This is a genomic window from Stieleria tagensis (assembly GCF_024129865.1).
In the GTDB taxonomy this organism is placed as follows: domain Bacteria; phylum Planctomycetota; class Planctomycetia; order Pirellulales; family Pirellulaceae; genus Stieleria; species Stieleria tagensis.
Genome location: NZ_JAMYFE010000011.1, coordinates 1 through 1,644 on the forward strand (window position 1 = coordinate 1; position 1,644 = coordinate 1,644).

The 1,644-nt window shown below is 53.4% G+C and carries 2 protein-coding genes; both read right to left on the bottom strand.

Features of this window, described 5'->3' with window-relative positions; translation table 11 throughout:
* Positions 1 to 56: 56 nt before the first annotated feature.
* Positions 57 to 404: a hypothetical protein gene (locus NHH03_RS01320; RefSeq protein WP_253153909.1), complete on the bottom strand. Its 348-nt coding sequence runs from the start codon at positions 402 to 404 to the stop codon at positions 57 to 59.
* 136 nt (positions 405 to 540) lie between these two features.
* Positions 541 to 1,035 carry a hypothetical protein gene (locus NHH03_RS01325; RefSeq protein WP_253153910.1) on the bottom strand — a complete coding sequence of 165 codons (495 nt, stop codon included), beginning with the start codon at positions 1,033 to 1,035 and terminating at the stop codon, positions 541 to 543.
* Positions 1,036 to 1,644: the final 609 nt, after the last annotated feature.

Here is a 1,644-nt window from a genome sequence, read left to right on the forward strand (position 1 = left end):
TGTGGAGGATTTATCCGACCAAGCTTTGGTCACTGCTTTCACGCGATGTCAAATTCTTATTGGTTTCGCAGATGCCACCGTTTTTCGGGAGCACAATGCGCGTCAATTGTCTGTATTGTATCAGCGAGACTGTCAGCAAAGGTCGTCGTACGACTCGAGGCCAACAACTGGTCAGCAAATTGCTTTGCTGTCATCCAAAACCGCGGTTCGAGCATCGTTCCGTTGTCGACATGTGCTTCGGCAATATAGACAAGGGCACCGAGCGCCAACTCCGGTTCATTGTGGGCGATTAATTCATCTACTGATTTGAAGCCATATTCTCCATCAGCCCTTCGCGGCGTATCGCCGGGCAGCAATGCCTTAAGTTGATTCAGCGTTCGGATTACTTTCATGGCGTCGCCCATGACGTCGAGTTTCTTGCATCGCGGGAGCGATTGATTGCGATAACGACCGCGATCAGCGGACCGGGAGAGTTGACTTTCCATTCGTGAAACCTTGCAAGCCCGGCTCCGTTGCATCGCATGACCCGCCGCACCTGTATCAGGTTGCGACGTTCGGTGGATGATACGGATTGGCAGATGATTCAGTTTCGATCTCGGTATGTTTGCATTCATCACTTGTGTCAATCATCGTGCCTTCACGCCGAATCCTGAGCAAGGCGCGAAGAACTGACAGGACGACTGCGATGCCCACGAATATCAGAAACGCCTGAAATCCATAGACCAATGGCCCGAGGGTCAAGTTCGCTCCGTCAACAGTCAGAGCGCTGGAGCCGTCATCTGTCATTTGCGCAGGATGAAGATCCGCCCATGCACGCCGTAGCCGCCATTTTTCTTGAATTTCTTGGGCTGAAAACTCGGTTGCCAGTATCGCAAAGCCAAAGATTGCAGCGAGTTTGCCAATTCGACGCAACCAGAGGTTCTTGATGACGCTAAGGGCGACAAGAATACCGGCACCGCACCAAACCGCAGCAGGATACATCCATGAAAATGAGTTGGTCCGCGAGGACTCCCAGATTTGGTCAAAGGTTTCCATTTGCGTCTACGATGCAATTCAGTCGGCGAACGAAATGCGACCTATCCGGGTACCGGAGGTACCCGGATCCAACGGGCGTTGAACGTTGTCGACAATCACGTGGTTCGGGTTAGCGGGGGAACGCTCCGCGTCAGAATGATTCTATCGCAAAGGATCGCTGTGATGTCATTCCCGCAAGAGACAACTGCAGCGGGGAAGAGAGTGTGGCGGGCGATGAATCCTTTGCACCTTCTACCTGCGTTTCCAGGTACCAATCGGTCTATCCCCCACCCATTGCCTCGTCCCAATGCTGTCGAAACGCCTGCAACCGAAACTCCGCATACCACGACGGACATCGCTGATCTCAACGCTGAAAAAAATCCCGCCAACTGGTCCTCTGATGCCAGAGTTTCTCGGCAACGCAACGTGCAGGCTATTGCACTACCGCACCGTGGACCGATTGCTATCTCGTCTCCGTGCCTTCGTGCCTCTGTGAGAGCCCCCGGACCAATCGATCTCACGGAGGCACCAAGGCACGGAGAATCAATGTGGATTTAAGTAAAGCAATCCATGACGGACCGCCGGTCTGGATCGAAGACCAACCCACGGTTCGAATGCTTCGTTGGTGTG